Annotated in this window: 22 protein-coding genes and 1 riboswitch; of the genes, 4 read left to right on the top strand and 18 right to left on the bottom strand. The window is 41.5% G+C overall.

The window, feature by feature from the left end:
• Positions 1–385: 385 nt before the first annotated feature.
• Entirely contained in the window at positions 386–1,363 is a 978-nt protein-coding gene (gene pta, locus F7732_RS10190; protein ID WP_066442247.1) for a phosphate acetyltransferase, read from the bottom strand.
• A gap of 351 nt (positions 1,364–1,714) precedes the next feature.
• On the opposite strand from pta, the gene hemQ reads away from it, so the two are divergent.
• The 3 genes from hemQ (at position 1,715) to gerQ (ending at position 3,609) form a co-directional block, all read left to right on the top strand.
• Positions 1,715–2,461, top strand: coding sequence for a hydrogen peroxide-dependent heme synthase (gene hemQ, locus F7732_RS10185; protein ID WP_066442245.1), 747 nt, complete (start codon positions 1,715–1,717; stop codon positions 2,459–2,461).
• Between the two features lie 203 nt (positions 2,462–2,664).
• Positions 2,665–3,087 (top strand): cell wall hydrolase, encoded by a 423-nt coding sequence (locus F7732_RS10180; RefSeq protein ID WP_151573772.1) that lies wholly within the window; start codon positions 2,665–2,667, stop codon positions 3,085–3,087.
• Positions 3,088–3,126: 39 nt separating this feature from the next.
• Positions 3,127–3,609, top strand: a complete 483-nt coding sequence (gene gerQ / locus F7732_RS10175; protein ID WP_240056593.1) for a spore coat protein GerQ — start codon at positions 3,127–3,129, stop codon at positions 3,607–3,609.
• A gap of 57 nt (positions 3,610–3,666) precedes the next feature.
• On the opposite strand, the gene F7732_RS10170 is transcribed toward gerQ, so the two are convergent.
• The 5 genes from F7732_RS10170 to F7732_RS10145 form a co-directional block, all read right to left on the bottom strand.
• Positions 3,667–4,620: an ABC transporter substrate-binding protein gene (locus F7732_RS10170; RefSeq protein ID WP_151573771.1), complete on the bottom strand. Its 954-nt coding sequence runs from the start codon at positions 4,618–4,620 to the stop codon at positions 3,667–3,669.
• A 10-nt stretch (positions 4,621–4,630) separates the two neighbouring features.
• Complete coding sequence (locus F7732_RS10165; protein WP_151573770.1) at positions 4,631–5,158, bottom strand: hypothetical protein; 528 nt, start codon at positions 5,156–5,158, stop codon at positions 4,631–4,633.
• 213 nt (positions 5,159–5,371) lie between these two features.
• Positions 5,372–5,560: riboswitch (cobalamin riboswitch) on the bottom strand.
• Between the two features lie 63 nt (positions 5,561–5,623).
• The gene (locus tag F7732_RS10160; RefSeq protein WP_151573769.1) at positions 5,624–5,995 is read right to left on the bottom strand and encodes a DUF423 domain-containing protein; all 372 of its coding nucleotides are present in this window, start codon (positions 5,993–5,995) and stop codon (positions 5,624–5,626) included.
• 176 nt (positions 5,996–6,171) lie between these two features.
• Positions 6,172–6,489, bottom strand: coding sequence for a YwdI family protein (locus F7732_RS10155; protein WP_240056592.1), 318 nt, complete (start codon positions 6,487–6,489; stop codon positions 6,172–6,174).
• A gap of 255 nt (positions 6,490–6,744) precedes the next feature.
• Positions 6,745–7,422, bottom strand: a complete 678-nt coding sequence (locus F7732_RS10145; protein ID WP_151573767.1) for a uracil-DNA glycosylase — start codon at positions 7,420–7,422, stop codon at positions 6,745–6,747.
• 161 nt (positions 7,423–7,583) lie between these two features.
• Here F7732_RS10145 and F7732_RS10140 point away from each other — a divergent pair, with 161 nt between their 5' ends.
• Positions 7,584–7,916 (top strand): YflT domain-containing protein, encoded by a 333-nt coding sequence (locus F7732_RS10140; RefSeq protein WP_066442223.1) that lies wholly within the window; start codon positions 7,584–7,586, stop codon positions 7,914–7,916.
• 52 nt (positions 7,917–7,968) lie between these two features.
• On the opposite strand, the gene F7732_RS10135 is transcribed toward F7732_RS10140, so the two are convergent.
• From F7732_RS10135 to F7732_RS10085, 12 genes are all read right to left on the bottom strand, one after another.
• On the bottom strand, positions 7,969–8,517 hold the full coding sequence (locus F7732_RS10135; protein ID WP_151573766.1) for a chromate transporter: 549 nt from the start codon (positions 8,515–8,517) through the stop codon (positions 7,969–7,971).
• The gene (locus F7732_RS10130) at positions 8,514–9,092 is read right to left on the bottom strand and encodes a chromate transporter (RefSeq protein ID WP_151574484.1); all 579 of its coding nucleotides are present in this window, start codon (positions 9,090–9,092) and stop codon (positions 8,514–8,516) included. The genes F7732_RS10135 and F7732_RS10130 overlap by 4 nt, the downstream gene beginning before the upstream one ends.
• A 32-nt stretch (positions 9,093–9,124) precedes the next feature.
• A complete protein-coding gene (locus F7732_RS10125; RefSeq protein ID WP_151573765.1) occupies positions 9,125–10,732 on the bottom strand; it encodes a gamma-glutamyltransferase family protein in 1,608 nt (535 codons plus the stop codon).
• 210 nt (positions 10,733–10,942) lie between these two features.
• Positions 10,943–11,077 (bottom strand): Lrp/AsnC ligand binding domain-containing protein, encoded by a 135-nt coding sequence (locus F7732_RS23435; RefSeq protein ID WP_420837684.1) that lies wholly within the window; start codon positions 11,075–11,077, stop codon positions 10,943–10,945.
• Positions 11,078–11,227, bottom strand: a complete 150-nt coding sequence (locus F7732_RS23430; RefSeq protein WP_420837683.1) for a hypothetical protein — start codon at positions 11,225–11,227, stop codon at positions 11,078–11,080.
• Between the two features lie 525 nt (positions 11,228–11,752).
• The gene (locus tag F7732_RS10115; protein ID WP_151573764.1) at positions 11,753–12,772 is read right to left on the bottom strand and encodes a MoeB/ThiF family adenylyltransferase; all 1,020 of its coding nucleotides are present in this window, start codon (positions 12,770–12,772) and stop codon (positions 11,753–11,755) included.
• A 6-nt stretch (positions 12,773–12,778) separates the two neighbouring features.
• The gene (gene moaD, locus F7732_RS10110) at positions 12,779–13,012 is read right to left on the bottom strand and encodes a molybdopterin converting factor subunit 1 (RefSeq protein WP_151573763.1); all 234 of its coding nucleotides are present in this window, start codon (positions 13,010–13,012) and stop codon (positions 12,779–12,781) included.
• Positions 13,005–13,469 (bottom strand): molybdenum cofactor biosynthesis protein MoaE, encoded by a 465-nt coding sequence (locus tag F7732_RS10105; RefSeq protein WP_151573762.1) that lies wholly within the window; start codon positions 13,467–13,469, stop codon positions 13,005–13,007. The genes moaD and F7732_RS10105 overlap by 8 nt, the downstream gene beginning before the upstream one ends.
• 41 nt (positions 13,470–13,510) lie before the next feature.
• The gene (locus F7732_RS10100) at positions 13,511–15,424 is read right to left on the bottom strand and encodes a molybdopterin biosynthesis protein (protein WP_151573761.1); all 1,914 of its coding nucleotides are present in this window, start codon (positions 15,422–15,424) and stop codon (positions 13,511–13,513) included.
• Positions 15,425–15,509: 85 nt separating this feature from the next.
• Positions 15,510–16,739, bottom strand: a complete 1,230-nt coding sequence (locus F7732_RS10095) for a molybdopterin molybdotransferase MoeA (protein ID WP_151573760.1) — start codon at positions 16,737–16,739, stop codon at positions 15,510–15,512.
• Complete coding sequence (gene mobA, locus F7732_RS10090) at positions 16,736–17,335, bottom strand: molybdenum cofactor guanylyltransferase (RefSeq protein WP_151573759.1); 600 nt, start codon at positions 17,333–17,335, stop codon at positions 16,736–16,738. The genes F7732_RS10095 and mobA overlap by 4 nt, the downstream gene beginning before the upstream one ends.
• 18 nt (positions 17,336–17,353) lie before the next feature.
• A complete protein-coding gene (locus tag F7732_RS10085) occupies positions 17,354–18,157 on the bottom strand; it encodes a formate dehydrogenase accessory protein FdhE (protein WP_151573758.1) in 804 nt (267 codons plus the stop codon).
• Positions 18,158–18,248 lie beyond the last annotated feature (91 nt).

Below are 18,248 nucleotides of genomic sequence, written 5' to 3'. Positions count from 1 at the left end.
AAACATTTCTAGTAAACAAGAGTATTATAGCAAGAATGAAGCCAATAGTGAAAGGCTGTACAAAAGGGAATGCTTAGAGGGAAATACAGGGTGAATTCCTTTTTCAGGCACAAAAAATAGAATGGGGTCACAACCTTGGGTCCATTTTAATGAAAATGAGCCATTTTAAAGTTTGGATTGTCTTAAATATAAGAAAAAATAAGAAAAACCAACTCTAAAATACCCAAGAATTATGGATCTCCGCCGTTATTTTAATATATCCGCCGTTAAATTTTTTTATCCGCAAAAACACGCATTTGTCCGCCAAACTCAAACTCCCCGCCCCTACTCCATGCTTCCCCCATAAAAAATGGCCAGACCCATTCGGGCCTGGCCAGCATCTATTTTATTGATTTAAAGCCTGTGCTGCTGTAATTAAGGCAAGTTTATAAACGTCTTCTGCATTGCAGCCGCGGGAAAGGTCATTCACTGGACGGTTCAATCCTTGTAAAATTGGACCAACCGCTTCAAAGTTGCCTAAACGCTGCGCAATCTTGTAGCCAATGTTTCCTGCTTCAAGGCTTGGGAATACAAATACATTCGCATCACCCTGCAGCGGAGAGTTTGGCGCTTTCTTTTCAGCAACAGATGGAACAAATGCTGCGTCAAATTGAAATTCTCCGTCTAAGATTAATAGAGGATCGCGTTTTTGTGCTTCTTGAACAGCAGCTGCAACCTTTTCTGTTTCAGGAGACTTTGCAGAACCTTTTGTGGAGAAGCTTAACATCGCAACGCGTGGTTCAATATCAAACATTTTTGCCGTTTTTGCACTTTCAATCGCGATCTCAGCAAGGTCATTGCTGTCTGGTGCGATATTGATGGCACAATCCGCAAATACATATTTTTCTTCATCGCGTACCATGATGAATACGCCAGACGTTTTGCCTACGCCTTCTTTTGTTTTAATGATTTGCAAGGCCGGTCTTACCGTATCAGCTGTTGAATGAGCTGCTCCGCTGACAAGCCCGTCTGCTTTGTTTAAGTATACAAGCATTGTTCCGAAGTAATTTTCATCCAGAAGGATTTTGCGTGCATCCTCTTCTGTTGCTTTTCCTTTACGTCTTTCAACAAATGCAGCTACAAGCTCGTCCATCATCGCAAAGTTGTTTGGATCATAGATTTCAGCTGATTCTAAAGAGACATTTAAATCTTTCGCTTTTGCTTCAATTTCTGAAATGTTTCCGATTAAGATCGGTGTAATAGACTTCTCTGCAGCAAGACGGCCTGCTGCTGTTAAAATTCTTTCGTCAAGTCCTTCAGGAAAGACAATCTTTAAATTGTTACCTGTTACTTTTTCTTTTAATCCTGAGAATAAGTCACTCATATTATTCAATTCCTCCAAGCAATTAAAATTTATGTATATACCCTAAACACAAATCGAAATGATCTACATTTTCTAGCATACCCCACACATAATAAATTTCAAGGATTTCACCATTTTGTTATCGCTTACACCCGAAATGTCTTTCTTTTCTGTCATCTATTGTTCACATTACCCGTTTCTTACGTTAATATTTCATTTCTTGTTTAAAAATATCCATTAAATTATCGCAGCCTCTTTTCGCTTTTTTAAGATCCATTATCAATGTGTTTTCTTCAAGTTTTATTCACATGATATATGGCCAAACTATGTTATAGTTATTTTGTGATAAGTACATATATAGGAGTGATTTTCATGAGTGAAGCAGCCAAGACACTAGACGGCTGGTATGTGTTGCATGATTTTCGTACTGTGGACTGGACTACTTGGAAGATGCTTTCAAGCGAAGAGCGCCAGGAAGCCATCCATGAATTCTTGTCGTTAGTGGAAAAATGGAATAAGACGCAGGCAGAGAAAAAAGGAAGCCATGCGTTATATACGGTTGTTGGCCAAAAAGCAGACTTTATGATGATGCTTCTACGTCCAACAATGGAAGAACTGAATGAACTTGAAACTGAATTCAATAAAACAAAGTTTGCGGAATTTACAATGCCTGCTCACTCTTATGTTTCAGTAGTAGAGCTGAGCAATTATCTGCCATCTGATCAGGATCCTTATCAAAGCCCTGAAATCCTGGCACGCTTGTATCCAATTCTTCCAAAAGCAAAATATGTTTGCTTCTACCCAATGGACAAGCGCCGCCAAGGGGAAGATAACTGGTATATGCTTCCGATGGAAGACCGTCGCAGCATGATGAGAAGCCACGGCATGATTGGCCGTCAATATGCAGGAAAAGTAAAACAAATCATTTCCGGTTCTGTAGGTTTTGATGATTACGAATGGGGCGTTACCTTATTCTCAGATGATGTCCTTCAATTTAAGAAACTCGTATATGAAATGAGATTCGATGAAGTAAGTGCCCGCTATGGCGAATTTGGTTCTTTCTTTGTTGGCAATCTGCTTGAAGAAGACAAGGTCAGCCACTTTTTACATGTAAATTAATACTTGCAGCTCCCCAGGCAAAACTGCCTGGGGAGTTTTTTATATTCAATTTCATGGCTGCCCTTATTTCATCTCGCATTATGATTTTGTTGGCATAAAAAAACAAGCTCCATCATAGGAATGAAATAGTGAGTTGAATTATTTTGATAACCCAGATTTTACATTTCACCAATCAGCCAGAAAACATCTTAGGGGGTGAATGGATGGGTGTTATTGCGTACAACGAAGAAGATGTCAGACTGTTGGCAAGATTGATGAGAGCAGAAGCCGAGGGAGATGGAAATCTTGGCATGCTGATGGTCGGCAATGTTGGCGTAAACCGGGTGCGGGCAGACTGTCTTGATTTTCGCGATATCCGATCCATTAGGCAAATGGTCTATCAAACTCCAGGCGGCTTTGAAGCGACTCAGAAAGGTTATTTTTATCAGGGAGCCAGACAGGGTGAAATTGATTTAGCCCGAAGAGCCATTAAAGGGCAGAGAAATCATCCTGCAAGCAATTCTTTGTGGTTTTTCCGTCCTGCAGGTAATTGCCCTGCTCAATGGTATAACCAATGGAATTCCGGGCGGTTTAAGGCACATTGCTTTTATCAGCCGACGCGGCAGGATTGTCCAACTGTTTTTTAGCATGTTGAAATTATAGGAATCATTAGGAGGGGAAAAGAAGTGAGTCAATCAAATTTTAATCAATATCCTTATTATGGTTACCAGCAGCAGCAACAACCTTACACAGCAGCACCTAAAGCAAATACTTATCCTGTTCAGCAGCCTGTTGCCTATCCGCCGCAAATGCCATCTGGAGCAGTGCTTCCAGCCACTGGCGGTCAAGCGCCAACTCAGGCACCGCAAGTACCTGGCATGCTGCCAATTGAGCAATCGTATATCGAGAACATTCTTCGCTTAAATAAAGGAAAGCTGGCGACAGTTTACGCTACATTTGAAAACAATACAGAATGGAATGCGCGCATTTTTAAAGGTCTTATTGAAGCAGCTGGAAGAGATCATCTCATTTTGAGTGATCCGGAAACAGGTATACGATACTTAATCCCAATGATCTACTTAGATTATGTAACATTTGATGAAGAAATTGAGTATGATTATCCTACGTTCGGCGGGGTGCAGGGATTAACTCAATATAATCCTAGATAAATACATCCATACAAAAAGCGTGAAAGGATCTTCTTTCACGCTTTTCTCATTGGACGATTATTGAAAAACTTCAGGATATACGGTTTCTGCCACCAATTGCACAGCTTCTCCGATTCGCGGTCCTGGTCTTGATGTAATATCACTGTCAAGCTGGTACACAGCATCGCCAGAAATAGCAGTAATTTGGTCCCAGCCTGTACGGCTCTTTAATTCTTCAATTGGATTATCAACATAGTTAACGGTAGTTGCAATCACTTCTGGATTACGGCTGATGATGTCTTCTTCTGATACTTTAATCCATCCTTCTTGATCTCCAAACACATTACCAACATGTGCAGCCTTTAAAATTTCCTGCTGGAATGTGTTGCTTCCTGTTGTATAGATGTCTGGAGCAGGACTAATCTCTAAATAAAGCTGTTTGTCTTCTTCCACTCCTGCCAGCTTTTCACCAACTGAAGCGATTTGATCCTGAATGCTTTGAACAAGCGCTTCGCCTTTCTCCCCTACACCCATTACATCAGCGATTTGCTGAATATCTCCATATACATCTTCAAAAGTTAAAGCAGACTGAATGACAAAAACAGGGATACCTGAATCAATGATCGGCTGCAGCTGTTCTTCCGCACCAACCGTATAAGCGATCACGACATCTGGGTTCAGTTCAATGACCTTCTCTGCATTTACTGTCATCGAATCAGAAACCTTTTCGATTTCCTGGACTTCTTCAGGATAATTATCTACATCTGTTACACCGACTACTTTATCTCCGGCATCTAAAGCAAAAAGAATTTCCGTATTACTGGGCTGCAGTGAAACAACGGTTTCTGGCACTTGTTCGAACGTCACTTCTGTTCCCATATCATCTGTTACAGTATAAGAAGCTGATTCTTCTTCCTGCGGCTGTTCTGTTTGATCATTATTGTCCGCGTTATCTTCTGCTGTGTTACACGCAGCCAAGAAAAGAACCAGCATGAAGGATGCGAACCATCCTGCGAATTTTTTGTTTTTCATTTTTATTCTCCTATCTGACTTTATATGATTTGCTTGTAAATTTTATTTCTTGTACGCCGTTCATCTTATTGACATACACTGCCATCACAAATAAAACATTGGCCAGCAAATGCGTATAATCAAACAAGATTTCTGGAACATTTCTTTCCAGGCTGACTTTATGTAAGGCACGAACTGACTTCTTTGCTTCACTTCGGCAAACATGTAAAACGCATGCCGCTTGCGTTCCTTGAGGAAGGAGAAACGTTTTAATCTCTTCTTTCACTTCCTCTGCGTATTCATCGTAAAGACTGCTGAGCGCCTGTAAATCTTCCTCTGCAATCGCCAGTTTTCCGCGAACTGAACCATTCAGATGATACGCCATCGGCAAAAGACCCATTAAATCCTGATGCACTTTTGGAATATCTTCAGTTAAAGAAGCAGCTTCTCCAATTCTTGTTGTCAATGAATCTGTACGAATCTCATAATCAACCGTAGAAGCCGCTTCACGCATAAACGGATAGCATAAAAAGCGATTATCTTTTCTCTCCATGTTCATCCACCTCCCTTTTTTAAAAATGCGAATGCTTTCAATGCTATTGGGCAGACTTGCCTTTAATTTTAGGCAGGGCATCCAGCCAAAAAAAGTGAATGATCTTTTACTCCATATAAAGAAGCCGCCCAAAAAATTGGCCGGCTATTTATCCATATTTGATTACACACCAAATACAATCAAACTAACACCGTACAATTCTCTTAACTTCCGAAGAGTAAAATACTTGCAGAGCTGGCAGGTATCCTGGCTTGTGCTTCATCCTAGTTTAAGACCTTCCCATTTGCGAGAAACAAACAGTGGTTTTCTTCTTATTTCGTCAGCACTTACAGTTGCGGAAACAGCTTCGGTTTTACACCGAATTCCCTATTAAGCTGATTGCTCAGCACCAATTCCTTCGTTTCTATTCACTTACAATCAGTTTACCATATTATAAGCAATACATATGATGTCTTCTGACGGATTCTAGTATTATAAATATTTCACTGCTGCAATAATAAGCAATACCCATGCAGCTAAAAAGGACAAACCGCCAAGCGGGGTAATCGCTCCCAGCACACTAATTTTCGTGAGTGTTAACACGTATAAGCTTCCAGAGAATAAAATTATTCCTCCTATCATCAGCCATCCTGCAGTTGATAGAAGGGAACTTGCCGGCAATTTCCCAAGCAAAACTCCAATAATAAGCAGGCCAGTTGCATGGAACATTTGATAGGTAACACCTGTCTTCCATGTTTCCAAATATTTAGGCTCTACTCTGCCTTCTAAACCATGAGCACCAAATGCACCTAGAGCCACAGATAAAAAGGCATTCACTGCTCCAAGAATAATAAACAATTTCATCCCAATTCCCCATTTCGTTTCTATATGATTAAAGCTCCTATACATATTAAAGAGATTTACTGATTGGCAGCCTGTCAGGCGAAGCCAAAGGCTTCGCAGCACTTATCCTTTATTCTTAATTAGCTGCTGCGCCGGTTTTTCTCCTATGCCGAGACTAATATATACTTTTTAAGGTATTAAAAATCAAACAGCGAATCTCCGTTTGCCTCATCCTCCATCTCTAAACGCTTTGCCGGCTGAATGGCTGGCGCAGGATTCTGCGGCAGGATCTGGGGCATTGGCAGCGGCTGTGATACGGGCACAGAATAAGAAACAGGCATAGAACTTAGCTGTTGTGTTTCTTCTCCGCCATCTTCTAGAATCAGCTCACAAATTGATTTTATAGCATGTACTCTTTCTCTTACTAAAGAGCTTTTAGAAAGACCCTTTGCTTCCTTTAGTTCTTTTTCTATTTTCCCTAAAAGCTGCTGAATAGATATACTCAAGTTTTTCACCTCTGATCATCATTAATATAAATTTTATCAATTTTTCTTTTCAAAACGCAAACATCGCTGTCCTGAAGCTCTATAAACGTCAAGCGAAGGCAGGCGGCTCGTCTTAAACTCAAATGCCCTGCAGCCTTTTGGATAGCGCTGATCCCAGGTAATATAGAAGAATTTACACTTAAAACAATCCACTCTCTTGTTGTCCATCCTGCTTTCAGCCTTTCGCAAATTTTGTCTGTTTCACATGAAACATACGAGATTTTGTCAAATGTCGTCTATTTTCCAGTCAATTTCTTTTTGCCCTTTTGCTCTTAAAAAGGCATTCACCTTCGAGAATGGCCTGCTTCCAAAAAAGCCTCTTCTTGCCGAGAGCGGGCTTGGATGTGGAGATGTAATTACCTGATGCTTTTCCAGATTTAACAGTTTCATCTTCTCTTGAGCTGGCTTGCCCCAAAGAATAAAGATAACGGGTTCTTCCCGTTCATTCAACCTTTTAATGATTTCATCAGTAAATTGTTCCCATCCTTTTCCGCGATGAGAATAAGCTTCGCCTTCCCGAACAGTTAACACGGTATTTAACATTAATACACCTTGCTTTGCCCATTTGACTAGGTACCCATTATTTGCAGGCTGGATGCCTAAATCACTCTCGAGCTCTTTATACATATTTCGTAGAGATGGGGGAATTTTCACCCTAGGCTTTACCGAAAAGCTCAATCCATGAGCCTGCCCTGGTCCATGGTATGGGTCCTGACCTAATAAAACCACTTTTGTTTCAGCATAAGCGGTATCATGTAAACTATTAAAAATATCCTGTTTAGGAGGATATACAGTTTCCTGTTCATATTCTTTCTCAATAAACTCAATCAGATGCTGAAAATAAGGCTTTTCCATCTCTTTTTTCAAGATTTTCTGCCAGTCGTTATGCAATAACATGCACATCTCTCCTCCTCTCTCATTCTAGTTATTACGTTCCCTTCATTCATCTAGTATAAAGCAGAAATAAAAATAATAGGTTTTAAAATTTTCATAGCGGATAAATATATACTAGCAGGGACAAGCTCCCGACTATCATAAAATTAATTGAATGGAAGGTGCTAAATATGTATAAAGTTGAAGTTGTAGAAAATGGTGTGCAAGCTACAAACACAATCGATATGTTAAATAATCAAGGTTATTCAAAAGAGCATATTTATATTTTTGCTCATGACAAAGATCGTTCTGAGAATCTAACAGATGCAACAGATACTGGCTCTGTCGGCATGAAAGAGCAAGGATTGTTTGATTCTGTTGGTAATGTCTTCAAAAAGCGCGGAGATGAGCTTCGCACAAAATTTGAATCACTTGGTCTAACAACTACTGAAGCTGAACAATATGAAGAAGTTCTTGACCAAGGCAAATTAGTCATTGTAGGATCTGACTCTGCAGAGAAATAACAAATTCACATAAAAAAGCCCGAATCTGCTGATTCGGGCTTTTTTGTGTTCGTTAGTGAATACCGTATTGAATAATCCCAGTGACCGCTCCTACTGCAAGGGCAATCACAATGACTAGAGCCGGATGCAATTTCACTTTCTCCATTAAGATATAACTGCCCACCACAAGGAGCAATGTGTAAAGCGTTCCCGTACTAACAATAGAATCCTTAACAAACTGATACGTCAGCACACCAAGTAAAATAGCGATGACAGGTCTGACATTGTTCGAAATGTTTTTCACCTGCGGGGTATCTTTATATTTTAATAGAATGGCCATTAATAGGAGCATTAGCAGAATAGATGGTGCTACTGTGGCAAATAGCGCAACTAAACTGCCGATGATCCCGCCTTCAGTGTACCCAATATAGGCTGCCATTTTTGTTGCAATTGGTCCAGGCAGCGCGTTCCCAGCTGCAAGCACTTCACTGAATTCTCTTGAGGTCATCCAGCCATATTGGCCAACCACCTCATTTTCTACAAGCGGAATACTAGATGGTCCCCCGCCATAACCAAGGATACCAGGAATAAAAAAGGCTAAAAAAAGCTGCCAATAAATCATGAGGTGCCCTCCTCCCTTTTACGCTCCGGGATAAAAGCAATCAGAATCATCAGGACAATTAAAATGCCTGGATGAATATTTAAAAATTCCATAATGACAAGAGATCCTGCCAAAAACGCAATGGCCTTCTTCCATCCAAGGGAGCTGCCAGATTTTTTGATAAAGTCCCAAGTCATGACGGCTAGCATTACTGCAACAACCGGAACAACGGATGCAGACATATGCTGCACCCAGGGAATATCTTTAAAGGCCTGCAGGAGCTGCAATAAGAGAATCATCATAACTGCCGTGGGTGCAATAGTTGCAAGCAAGGCAATGATGCACCCCAGCGCTCCGCCAACGCGATAACCAATATAGCCAGCCATTTTCGTATTAATTGGGCCTGGCATTGTGTTAGCAAGCGCAAGAGTGTCACTGAACTCCTCATCATTCATCCACTTATATTTTTTAACGACTTCTAGGTGTACTAGAGGAATTGCGGATGGGCCGCCGCCAAATCCAAGTATACCGGATCGAAAAAAGCCAATGAACAGATCTAGGTATTTTTTCCCTTTATTTCTTGGGCTTGATGGCAGAGGAGCATTATATTGGGTATTTAATGTTGTATTTACCAAGCAGCAATAGCTCCATCCGTTCTAGATTCTGTTCCGCCCATTAGTACACCCGTTTGCTCATTCCGCCAAATGATTTGTCCGCGCCCAAAACTTCCTCCATCTGCTGTTACATGGATCTCATGACCTTTTCGAGCCAGTGCCTGCACCAGATAATTCGGAAACTCGGGTTCTACATGTACTGATTTGCCTTTCATCCATTGCCACCTTGGCATGTCTAATGCTGCCTGCGGATTCAGCAAATAATCAACCGTATTTGTTACGACTTGAAAATGACCTTGCGGCTGCATATAGCCGCCCATAACCCCAAATGGGCCCACTGCTTTTCCGTCTTTTGTTAAGAAGCCCGGGATAATTGTATGATAGGTTCTCTTGCCGGGCTGAAGAACATTCGGATGATCGCTGTCGAGCGAAAAGTCATGACCGCGATTTTGCAGACTTATCCCTGTTTCAGGAATGACAATCCCTGATCCAAAGCCCATATAATTACTTTGAATATAAGAAATCATATTGCCTTCTTCATCCGCTGCAGCCAGATAAACAGTTCCTCCCTTTGGAAGTTCATAAGGCTTCGGATCGGATGCTTCTTCGCCAATCACCCTGCTTCTCTCTTTTGCATACGCCTCAGATAATAGCTCTTCCGCTGAAATCGGCATATGCTCCGGTTCGGTAATAAATGCCTGACCGTCTGTAAAAGCCAGCTTCATTGCCTCAATTTGCTCATGCAGGGTTTCGGCATTTTGCCATGAAGGACCTGAAGATTTCTGCGCATATACATTCAACGCCATTAAAGCCACCATTCCTTGGCCATTCGGCGGAATTTCCCAAACATCATAACCTCTATAATTTGCAGAAATAGGCTTAACCCATTCCGGTTTATATGCTGCAAGATCTTCTTTTGTTAAAAATCCATTATGTTTTTTCATAAAATCATCGATCTGATCCGCTAAATCCCCTTCATAAAAGGATTTCGCATTGGTTTCTCCGATTGATTTTAACGTTGATGCATGCCCCTTAGAGCTCCACATTTCGCCGATTTCCGGTGCTCTGCCATTCGGCGCAAACGTTTCAAACCATGCGGCATATTCTGCAGAGGTAAAGTCCTTTTTAAAACGCTCATAAGCCTTTTTCCAGTACTTCCCTAGGATTGGTGTGAGCGGATACCCTTCTTCCGCATATCGGATGGCAGGCTTTAATGCTTCTGCAAGAGAAAGCTTTCCGAATCGTTCTGATAATGCTGCCCAAGCAGCAGGCACACCAGGCACTGTCACAGGAACAGTTCCGAATACAGGCATTTTTTCATGGCCAAGCTCTTTCACTTTTTCTGCTGAGATGGATTGTGGAGCTGGTCCTGATGCATTTAATCCATGAAGCTCATCTTTTACCCAAACAAGAGCAAATGCGTCACCGCCAATTCCGTTCGATGTTGGCTCAACAACTGTTAAAGCGGCAGCCGTGGCTATCGCCGCATCGATGGCATTGCCTCCTTTCTGCAGAATTTCAAGTCCTGCTTGTGCAGCAAGCGGCTGTGATGTAGCCACCATTCCTTTCTTAGCAAAAACCGTATTTCTTTTTGATGGAAATGGGTGGTGTAAGTAATCCATATGTATTTCCTCCTCGGCACAGTATATTGATTTTCTAAAAATTAAAACGAACATATGTTAATCATTTTTTCGTTTTTAATTATCATATGATTATTAAACATAATATGATTATAAAACATAAATATTCAGAAATCTATGATTTTTTATCTCGATTTACTTTGAAAAGCGAAAGATCTCAATAAATTTATAGCTTTAAACGGCGGATGCTTTTTATCTGCTGAGAAGTATGTTGCTTTCAACAACGAGAATGCCTGCGAGTGCATATAATTCTTCATTAATAAAGCGTTCAAGCGCAGCAAAATTGTTAAAAATGATCTGTTTGTGAAGGGGGAATGGTCCTGTCATTTAGCAGCAGCAGCTCCCTGCATTTTGATTTCCGGCAAGTACTTCAACAACCTTCACAAGGAAAGTTAGCTCTCCGCCGATTTCAAAAAAAGCTGATACTTCCTTTTCAGCCTTGCTGCTGTTGAGCACAAGTATAAACTGCTCAATCACACCTTTTTCCTTACGAGATTGACTCTTTCCCGCACAGCAAATCTGGAAAGGCCCAGTTTTTCCTAATATTCACATAAGATAAACGTCCGTTATCACTTAAAAGCTGCAGAAAATCACGATCTACTTTGTCCCTATGAATTTTAGTTCTTCTCTATTTTCAACACTTTTAAGAACGCCAGTTCCAATCTGAGTTAAACTTTTTATTGATTAAGCGCAAACAACCTATAGACAAAAAGAAAGTTAAATATGTATTTTTTGATCATATGTTAATATAATACACTGCGAATATTTGTTATAAAAAGGAAACAGAAGTTGCGGAAAAAGGGGAAAAAGAGAAAAGAATGCAGAATAATAGGGAGTGATTGGGAGAGAGGACAAACATTATAGCAAAGAATGACAGCGTGAAGAGGGGAAGAAGAGCAGATCATAACAGCTGCTAAGAGGGAGCAAAAAGAAAAGCTGCACAAAAAATAGCTCTAAGCTATGCGCTGCCTAGAGCTATTTATTTCTAGCTATCATAATCGCTTATCCAAGGATACGCTGATACACCGATTTCGCATGAGTAATATCCTTTGTGCCATGGATCAGTGCTCTGCCATCCTGAAAAAGAACCATACGCTGCTTCCCCATTTCAATAGAGAGCAAGTAGGGATTTCCTTTAATCTCATAGCCTAATGCTTTTAGTTGCTTTGAGAGAGTTTCAAGACTAATGACCGTGTCAAGCGGCGGTCTAATTTGGACTGTATCTCTGCCGCATAGAACGGCGGTTTTGGTTCGATTTTCACTTTGCAGATACGGATATGTTCGGCTGGTGCCACAAGAGAGGCAGCCGTCATCCTTTGCTTTTGCAATTTTAATATTTGTGTACTGATTGTTCCAAAGGTCGAAGCTGACAAAGGATTGTCTAATATGCTCCCAATCTTCTACTAAAATTTTCAGAGCTTCAGCAGATTGATGGGCAATGACCATCTGTGCAGCCGGACCAATGATTCCCCCGGTATCACAAGTCATTCCCTGAATTGGAATTTTCTTTAATAGACAATTTAAGCATGGTGTTTTTCCAGGGATAATCGTAAGGCTCATGCCATAACTGCTGACACATGCTCCATAAATCCAAGGAACCCCATGCTTTTGAGAAGCATCATTTATGAGCATCCGTGTTTCAAAGTTATCGGTGCAATCGAGGATTAGATCCACTTCCTTGCATAAATCCTCTATCACTTCAGGTGTCGCATCGCCAATAACAGCCTTAATGTTTAGATCATGGTTAATTTCTAGTAATCTCTTTTTGGCTGCTGCTGCTTTTGGAAGCTTTTCAATGACATCCTGTTCCGTATATAGCTGCTGCCGCTGGAGGTTGCTTTCTTCGACATAATCACGATCAATGATGGTGAGTTTGCCAACACCTGCTCTTGCAAGCACTTCGGCATTCCCGGATCCAAGCGCTCCAGCACCAATTAGCAAAACGTGCTTCCTGCTGATCATCCTCTGGCCTTCAACTCCAATTGGTGCAAATAGTGTTTGCCGTGAATAGCGATCACTCATAGCAGCTTACCCTCCACTGACAGGCGGAATAAAGGCAATGATATCTCCCTTTTGGATCACTTCATCGTCTCCTGCAAATTCTTCATTAATGGCTGACATTGTACTATCCAGCTTTGTTAGGTTATATTTTTCTGCTATTAGCACTTTAACTTCTGAAACTGTTTTTCCTTCTGCCTGGATTTCAATATATTCTGCACCTGCTTCATCACGCAAGTGAGCAAAAAGCATAATTTTATTCATTTAGATCACTCTCCTCTGGTTTACCTGAAGGATAGGCTACCGTCTCAAGCTGATTGCCAATCCACTTTTCTCCATCCTCCCAATGTTCTTTCTTCCAAATAGGAACGATCTCCTTGATGCGCTCAATGGCATAGCGATTCGCTTCATACGCATCGTTGCGGTGAGGAGTGGAAACAGCAATGACAACAGCGATATCCGTAATATCAAGCTTTCCAACACGATGAGTAATGGCAACTTCAGCACCAGCCCATTTGTCTTTTATTTCATTCCCAATCTGCTCGAGTTTTTTCACAGCCATTGGTTCATACGCTTCATAAACTAAGAATAATGTTTTCTTCCCATGTGTCAGCTCTCTGACGGTGCCAATAAAGGTTGTGATGGCACCAGCCTCACGCTGAACAACTTTATCGATCACAGCTTGTGTGTTAATCGGTTCTTTTGAAATTTCAAAGTTCATTGCTGATCACCTCTAATTAGTCTGGAGAGATTACTAACCTTTTAAAAAAATAAAGGTTCAAGTTCTTGCACAAGAGAATAGCCGCCTATTTGTTCAACAGCCTGCTTAAAGTCATCAGATTGAATGACTCTAATAAGTGTCTGTCCCTGTTCACTTTCGAAGAAGCTTTTTGTCATAAGCAGATCGTAATGTTCATCTGCCACTGGGATAAAGTCGAGCTTCATCACCTTAGCAGCAGAGTAAATGCCAAGACCAACTCCATTAGGGTTTCCTTTCACCTCTGCAGCAACACTTAAGTGTGAAAACATTTCACGTTCATATCCAGTGATCTGCTCAGGGCTAACCCCATCTTCTTTCATCATCATATCAAAAAGAACTCTTGTGCCTGCACCTTTTTGCCGATTGGCATACTGTGCCTGTTTTTCAACGATATCAAGCAGCGATTGTATGTTAAGCGGGTTGCCTTGTGGCAATAGCCAGCCTTGTTTTCTTCTTAAGAAAGGATATAAGACAACTTCCGTTTCCTGCAAGAATCTTTTTATATAGGAAGTGTTATATTCTTTTGTTTCAGGGTCAAGCAAATGCACTGCAGCTAAATGTGCTTCCCCTTTTTTAATAGCCATCATACCGGCCATGCTGCCTGTATGTGACGCCTGTATACTGAACGACCGATTTTGTGCTTTTAGTTTTGATGATAAAAGGTCGATTGTCAGATCGTGACTGCCGCTGAACACAATGGCATTTTCAATTTCATGCTTTGGTTTATAAAGTTCTGCTTCCGCGTATTCTCCTTGCTCATATCCTAAAATTTCAGGAGGAATAACAAGCAGGCCGTCAGCACGCACAAGCGACATGGTCACTCCAGCAGCTCTTGATAAGGGGTTTGCCACATATTCCCCATTAATATACCCTATACTCACTCGAATAAAATCTTCAGCACCCATAGACCCTACCATTCGCCGGCCAATTTTCACTTTCAGCTTTTGCCGTTCGGGTTCATTTACACCTAAGTACTCACAAATAAGCAAACGCACAAACCATTCTAAGCTTAAATAGGCTGACACAGGGTATCCTGGAATGCCAACAACGATTGTGCCATTCACCTTGCCGATAATGACAGGTTTACCAGGTCTTGCTGCGATTCCATGCGTATAAACGGTGCCAATCTCCTGTAAAATATGAACAGTATAATCCTTTGACCCCGCTGAAGATCCGGCATTGATAACGACAATATCTGAGGTATTTGCCGCTTCGAGCAATGCGGCTTTTATTTTCTCCGGATCATCCTTAACGACTGGTGTGAGAAACGGATCTCCTCCCCACTCTCTTATATAATTGACAAAGGCACTTCCATTAAACTCAATAAGCTGTCCAGCTGACGCAGCATCCGCCGCGGAAACTAGCTCATTACCAGTGGGAATAACTGTAACAAACGGTTTTTTAAGGACCTGAATCGTTAAAGTTCGAGCGGCAACTAATGCTCCAATATCAACTGGTCTGATTTTATGGCCTTGCGGAAAAAGCATTTCCTCTTGTACAATATCCTCCCCAATCGGACGGATATGCTGCCAGGGAGCGGCTGGTTCAATGATCTCCACAATACCTTCATCCAGCTCTTCTACGTTTTCAATCATGATTACCGCATTAAATGGAGGAGGCACTTCATTTCCAGTATCCACATAAATAAAATCTTCATTTTCCCTTAGCAGCAGCGGGTTGTGTTCATGAGCTGAAAAGGTCTCTTCTGCAACAATCGCTATGCCATCCATCGCTGAAGCATGAAAATGAGGCATCGAGCTCTGTGCAAAAACAGGTTCTGCCGTAATCCGCCCAAGAGCAGACATACTTGGTATCCACTCCACTTTCCGCTTCGGCTGAAAATTTGCGAGCATTTCATACTGTGCCTCTTGGCGGGGTTTATTCTCTAAATATATTTTTCGTTTGTATGGTGACATGTTAACACTCCTTAATACCAGGGCGCCTTAACCTTCTCTATCCAGACCTTTTATAAAATGATAAGCGCTGGAGCTGTTAATGTTCTTAAAGAAATAATTTAATAGCGACAAGATTTCCTTTTTGCACACCTTCACTGCGGGCCGGAATTTCAATCAGCCCATCACTATTGACCAAGGTTGAAATAAGTCCCGATTTTCCGAAAATAGGTTCAGCCAGCCATTGTTCTTCTTCCTGAAAGAGACGAGTTCTCACATAATCTGTTCGTCCCGCAGCAGAAGGGATATTTCTAGTGGTTTTTGCAAATGTAACCGGAGAGTCTAAACCTTCATATCCTTGCAGTTGATTCAAGATTTTTTTGGCGAAAATATGGAAAATAACCATTGCTGAAGCTGGATGACCGGGCAGTGCAATCACAGGTTTTCCTTCTGCACTTGCCATAATCGTTGGTTTCCCAGGTTTAATCGAAATGCCATGTACAAACACACCTGGTTTTCCCAGCGAATTCAGCACATCACATGAATAGTCCATAATACCAACAGAACTTCCCCCTGAGATAAACAAACAGTCTGCTTCAGCCAGCATTTGCTGCATTCTTCTTTTTAAATCATCAAAATCATCATTCACAATACCGCCGTATTTAAATTCATATCCCCATTCTTTTACAACGGCTCCAATTGTCATACCGTTCATATCACGAACCTGGCCGGGCAATAGCTCTTTGGTTTCGAGTGCCTTCACTTCATTTCCCGTTGATAAGTAACCAATAATGGGTTTGCGTACAACTGGGACTTCTGCTATTCCTTGCGAGGCAAGTGCACCTAGTTCCTGGGCCCGAAGCAAGGTTCCTTTTTTCAGCAAAAGGCTCCCCATCCGAAGATCTTCATCTGCTTCAATCACATTTTCTCCAGGCATGACATGTTTATATAAATTTAGAAGACCATCTAAATCTTCACAATGCTCAATCATAACTACCGCATTACTATGCTCTGGAATCATCCCGCCAGTGGGGACATAAAAGGCTTCCCCGCTAAAAAGAGGCTTTAAGGGCATTTCCCCCATTTTCACTTCACCTGCAACATTTAAATAAGCAGGAAGGTTCTCAGAGGCCCCGAATGTATCCGCCGCTAGGACAGCATAGCCATCAACAGCCGACCGGCGGAAGCCAGGCACATTTTCTTCTGCGTGTATATCCTTTGCAAGGATGTGCTGTACGGCCTCTTCAAGCGGCACCATCTTCCATTCGGAAATGGGAGAATAATATTCTTTTATTAGCTTGAATGTTTCTTCTACTGTTTTTACATTAAAAAATTTCATGGCTGCTCTTTGCCTTCCGAAGAAATCTGTGCTGCTTTTTTATATTCTTCCGGGTAATTCATATTAAAAAGGGTTAACTCGTTGATAGGTATCTTCATAGATTCAACTCTTATATACACTGTCTGAATATAGTTTAGCATATTGCGAATAGCCAGCTTTTCTTCCTTTAAGAACATTTCCGCACAATTTCTTGCTTCCCTTCTATATGCAGCAAATAACGGGTGTTTTTGGCCGTCTCGCTCTGGAACGGCAGCTTGGTAATCATCCAGCTTGCTTAATAAATAACTTCCGAGTGATGCAGATATAAAAGGCATATCACAGGCAACAATTAAGTTTTTTTCCGTTGCTGATAAAGACAGACCTGCTTCAATTCCGGCAAGCGGCCCCTTTCCTATATAACGGTCTGCAATCATCGGCAATTGCAAAAATGCATAATCCTCAGGTGTATTCGTTACGACAATGACATGATCGACAATGGTTGCGAGCTCTTCTGCAATCCGCTCAATCACCGTTTTTCCGTCTATTTGCAGCAGTGCCTTGTTGGTGCCCATCCGGCTTGATTTCCCGCCTGCTAAAATAATGCCTGTTGTCTCCACTTTTATCACCAGCCAATCTTAATGGTATTTGCCATCAACAGCCGTGCCAAACCCCTTTTCTTGCGCAATATAGTCCAGGTGAATTGTTTTTATATCCATGAGGGCAGGTGTTTCCTTCTTCAGCAGCTTTCTCATATCAATCACCTTTGTATACCCTTTGCATGTTTGACAGCCGTGAATTTCCGCTCCTTCTTCGCCATCCACCTTCATAACAACCATTTGGGTATGATCTTCTGTGCCGCAATGTGCACAGCGCAGCTTTTTCTCTTCCCTGCTATGCAGACAGCGCGGGCATTTAAGCTCTTTTTTCCCTTTTTTTCCTACAACAGCAAAACGCGAAGGCTCACCGCATGCCGGGCAGCATGGGTCATGCTGAAATTTACTCAGGACCGTTTCCAGCTCTGCTGCAGCCTTTTGTAAGAAAGGGCGGGCAGCTTGTTCTGCTGCAAACAGCGGGAGCCATTCCGGTACCTGATATTGTTCTGCAACTGCATGAAAGTAGTATCGATTTACAGCGACCACTTCTTTAAACCATTTACTCACTATGTCAATGGTTAAATTCTCTTTTAAGATATCACAATACTCATGATTTCCTGGTTGCCTTTCAGCTAAAAAACCAAACAGTTCAATGATAAAACGATGATATTGATTCATATCTGCTGCAAGGTCGAGCTGTGGAATAAGGGGTGAGGAGATAAGTTCAAACGAAGATTCTTTCACTACAGCTGTTTCATTTATAGACTGGCGCCACTCTTTTATTAATTCTTCTATTTCCGCCTGCAGCTTCTCATAGCTTTCCTCTACTACATTCGTGTTCGGCATAAGGATCCCTTCTTTCAATGTTCTTTTTTAAAAAAGCAGGAAGAGCTACCCGATAATGGGTAGCTTCCTCATATAATTAGGTTTGTTTGCC

Source organism: Bacillus mesophilum, assembly GCF_008923265.1.
Taxonomy (GTDB): domain Bacteria; phylum Bacillota; class Bacilli; order Bacillales; family Cytobacillaceae; genus Cytobacillus; species Cytobacillus mesophilum.
The sequence above is the reverse complement of the archived record's forward strand: the minus strand, read 5'-3'. Positions and strand labels throughout refer to the sequence as shown.